Genomic DNA, 3,670 nt, shown 5'->3' with positions numbered 1-3,670 from the left:
TTCTGTTCTCGGTTTTCATCTTGTAGGGATTCTTGCTTTTTCCCTATCTACCCAGATATTTTTCTTTTTGGCAACCCTTGTCTTGTCAGGTTTTGACCCACTTGTGTCCGTCAGTCAGGCAAGGAGAAGGAACTGGATCAACACCTGAAACAGATCTAAATTTTGGTCAAGAATTAGCTCATTACTATAAATTTAGCGAAATTCTTCATGGAAAAAAAATTGTTTTTGAAAACAATCAATGGTCTTTTTCTGGAGATGAAATACCTTGGCCTGATACCTATCCTATGGCCAAAGTGCCTGATGGTGGTTGGACAGGGCGTTTTTCCAATCCTAGCTGGGAAGTTCGGCATCTATTGATTCACTTTAATGCCATTTTTAATTCAATGCTGAACAAGCTTGAGAGTGCCTGGGTCAATGGCAATCAAGGCGATTTAGGTGATGCTGTAAATGAAATGTTTCAGTTAAAATCGCCTGCTGTCGAACTAATGAAAATACCCTTGCCTAGTACCTACGGACCCGATTTTCTTTGATGAACCAATTAAGGTGTTGTTTATTTCGGAATACAAGCCTAAACTGCTTTTGCCTCTTTAGGAAACCATAACACGATTTAACAACACTAAAAATACATTTTTTTGCTAGAACTCAGGTTAAACATATGCACCAATCTCAATATAAGTCAATTGTCTTGATGGGCTTTTGCTTATTTTTTGTGGGAATCTTATTATTTTTTCCTCAAAAATACGCATGGTCTCAAACTTCTGTATTAACTCCAGAAGTCAATATCGATCAAGAAAAATTATTAGATGGAAAGTATAAGCTGCGTAAAGTATTAGAGTCTGGTGCACAATTTTTTAGCATACCTTATACGCCAGAAGATCATATGGGAGAAGGGCCTGATGGTCCACGTTCTGCTCAACGAAAGGCTCTTTATCCAGTCTCCTCTGATTACCCATTCTTAAGAGTGAATGGTCTTGACTCTCAGAGTTGTTTTGAGTGCCATAACACGATCGGAACTTATCGAGAGCCAGGCACAGAATCAGGCGCAATGCTTCGTAAGCCAGGTGTAACCAGTGGTTCGGCTGGCGTAGCCAGTAACGCCTTTATTAATCCAGACTTCCCTCATTCTCTTACTGGATTAATTCGTAATCCTCCTCACGTTTTTGGAACGGGATATACGCAAATGCTGGCATCAGAAATGACCTACGATTTGCAGATAAGAAAAAAAGCCATAGAAAAAATGGCTCAAAGAAAACCTGATCAACCTCAGTCAATAGATTTGAAGACGAAAGAGCTTGATTTTGGAAAACTGACGACCACTTATGATGCAAAAACGGAGACTTTTAACGAAGACACGAGTAAGGTTAAGGGAATTTCTAGCGATCTCATCGTTCGACCCTTTCAATGGAAAGGAATTGCGTCAAGTATGCGGAACTTTCATCGAGATGCAACGGACTTTCATTTTAGTCTACAGGCAGAAGAAAAAGTTGGTTATCTAGACTGCGATAAGGATGGTTTTCCTTCAGCTGGCCAAAAAACGAATGAGATGACCGTCGGCAATATATCCGCGCTATCGGCTTTTGTTGCGATGACTCGTCCTCCTATTCAAGAAACGAGTGATAAAGTTTTTAAGGGGCGGCAGATATTTGAACAGACTAATTGTGTCTCGTGCCACATTCCAAAGTTAACTCTAAGTAAACCTACCCTTTTAATTGAAAACCCTTCCCCAAAACCTCAAGATATTAAATCTTGCCCTAAAGAAACAACTCTCGGTACTTCCGAAAAATCAATTGATGATTTGCCAGTAATGCAACAATTTAACTCTTATTATGTTCAGATGTTAAAATCTCCAAAAATGGTGCAAATCCTTGCAACAAATTCTGTGAATACACCTGAAGATATGTATCAAGAAATGCTTAATTCTTTTAGTGAAATTAGAAACCAAAGCTTTTCTGATCTGGACAACAAAAATGCGAATACGACAACAATGGGATACCTGATTAATCTTACCGCTCCTGGGGATGATTTACCTAGTTATATTTATGATCGTTTGCCAGCAAACCAAGATGGCTCAATAGATGTACCTCTTTTCAGTGACCTCCATACTCACAACATGGGCAAAGGTTTAGCCGATTTTATCGAACAAGGTACCGATCATCAAGGAATCGCTGTTTCTCCCGAACAGTTTCTTACCCGACCTCTCTGGGGAGTAGGTGATACAGGTCCCTGGTTGCATGATGGCCGCGCCCGTTCTCTGAAAGAAGCAATTTTGATGCACGGTAGTGAAGGTAGTGAAGCAAAACCAGTCATCGATAATTTTAAAAAATTAAGCAAAGACGATCAAGGGTTACTGATTGATTTTCTACTGAGTCTTCGTTTGCCCATTCAAAAAGGATTAGAAATAACGAATAGTTTACCAATATCTCAAAATACGACGAATTAATAGCACTCTTGGCTCACTAATTTTTTAGAAAATGTGAGCCTTATCTTAGTGCGATCGCCGATCGCGTAGGGTGCGTTACTTAACGCGCCTTTTTGTTTTAAATTACTACCGCTACTCATCGCCAATATTATCGGAAATAATGGAAATTTCTGCCATTACCCAATCGTTTTGATAAAAGCCCCTGATAAGCCGATAAACCCTAGAAAACGGCTAATCCTGCAGTTTTAAACCTAACCCATGCCGCCCAGAATTGTAATCAATATAATCACAATGTAACCCATAATCTCGTTCATCTCACATTAAATATTCCCAAAAACGACGTTGCCATAAATTACTTTTTCTCCGCTTTTGTCGAGATAACAAAACCACTCGATCAATCCCTAATGGCTCTCCATGTCTTACACCCTAAATTATGGCATATTCAGCCCTTTCAAATTAGCTGCTAAAATTGAAGAGGAAACCAACCAAACAGCAAACTATGCTAAAAACCATCGAAGGCATTTATCAGGATGGACAAATCCGCTTCACCGAACCACCGCAAGATATTGGCGATCGCACCCAGGTTCTCGTCACCTTTCTCGATCCTGACAAAATCAATTCTGTTAAACTAAGCCAACTATTAGAACAATTGGAAACAATCAAGGGGATTCAGCAAGGCTTTGAGGAACTAAACGCGGGTCAAACTCGCCCGATTGAAGATTTCGTTCAGGAAATGCAACAAAAATATGACATTTCAGGTTGAAATTACCCCAATTGCAGAAGCTCAGATTGAACAAGCCTATCGCTGGTATCGAGAGCGTAATCCTGAGTTTGCTGATCGCTGGTTTCGAGGATTGATGAATACAATAGCGACTCTCCAAGAAAAACCTCAGCGTTGTGCATTGGCCGTAGAACATGAAATTTTTCCCGAAGAAGTACGCCAACTTCTCTATGGAAAAGCAAAAAATGTGTATCGAGTGCTTTTTGCCATTCGAGATGATACCGTTTATGTGTTGTATGTTCGCCACAGTTCCCAAGCACCTCTGACGTTAAATGATGTGGAAGAGCTAAGAGGTGGTATTTAGGGCGATCGCCTTAGAAACACCTTCATCCAGTGCGATCGCTATCTTCTTGTTAATTAGGGTTTGCTGAAAAAGTCATTGAAAAGTACAGGTCTCTTAATCAATGATTTCACTTAGCTACAAGCATAAGCTTTAGTTGTTGATTAATTTTTAAGTCATAACTTATCCT

4 protein-coding genes are annotated in these 3,670 nt (G+C 39.8%); all 4 read left to right on the top strand.

All coding sequences use genetic code 11. The annotated features are described in order from the left end of the window. The first annotated feature begins 77 nt into the window (after positions 1-77). Positions 78-530, top strand: a complete 453-nt coding sequence (locus tag EWV68_RS00405) for a hypothetical protein (RefSeq protein WP_287168443.1) — start codon at positions 78-80, stop codon at positions 528-530. A gap of 125 nt (positions 531-655) precedes the next feature. After that, entirely contained in the window at positions 656-2,440 is a 1,785-nt protein-coding gene (locus EWV68_RS00400) for a di-heme oxidoredictase family protein (RefSeq protein WP_287168441.1), read from the top strand. Between the two features lie 478 nt (positions 2,441-2,918). Continuing rightward, entirely contained in the window at positions 2,919-3,182 is a 264-nt protein-coding gene (locus EWV68_RS00395; RefSeq protein ID WP_108935550.1) for a hypothetical protein, read from the top strand. Further along, entirely contained in the window at positions 3,166-3,504 is a 339-nt protein-coding gene (locus EWV68_RS00390; protein WP_002797543.1) for a type II toxin-antitoxin system RelE/ParE family toxin, read from the top strand. The genes EWV68_RS00395 and EWV68_RS00390 overlap by 17 nt, the downstream gene beginning before the upstream one ends. The last annotated feature ends 166 nt before the right edge of the window (positions 3,505-3,670 follow it).

The sequence above is a fragment of the Microcystis sp. M_QC_C_20170808_M9Col genome, from assembly GCF_007095495.1.
Classification (GTDB): Bacteria; Cyanobacteriota; Cyanobacteriia; order Cyanobacteriales; family Microcystaceae; genus Microcystis; species Microcystis aeruginosa.
Note: the sequence above shows the minus strand (reverse complement) of the source record. Positions and strands in the feature narration are given on the sequence as shown.

Coding starts and splice junctions, on each gene's coding strand:
- EWV68_RS00390 (WP_002797543.1), top strand. CDS start 3,166: ATGACATTTCAGGTTGAAATTACCCCAATTGCAGAAGCTCAGATTGAA.
- EWV68_RS00395 (WP_108935550.1), top strand. CDS start 2,919: ATGCTAAAAACCATCGAAGGCATTTATCAGGATGGACAAATCCGCTTC.
- EWV68_RS00400 (WP_287168441.1), top strand. CDS start 656: ATGCACCAATCTCAATATAAGTCAATTGTCTTGATGGGCTTTTGCTTA.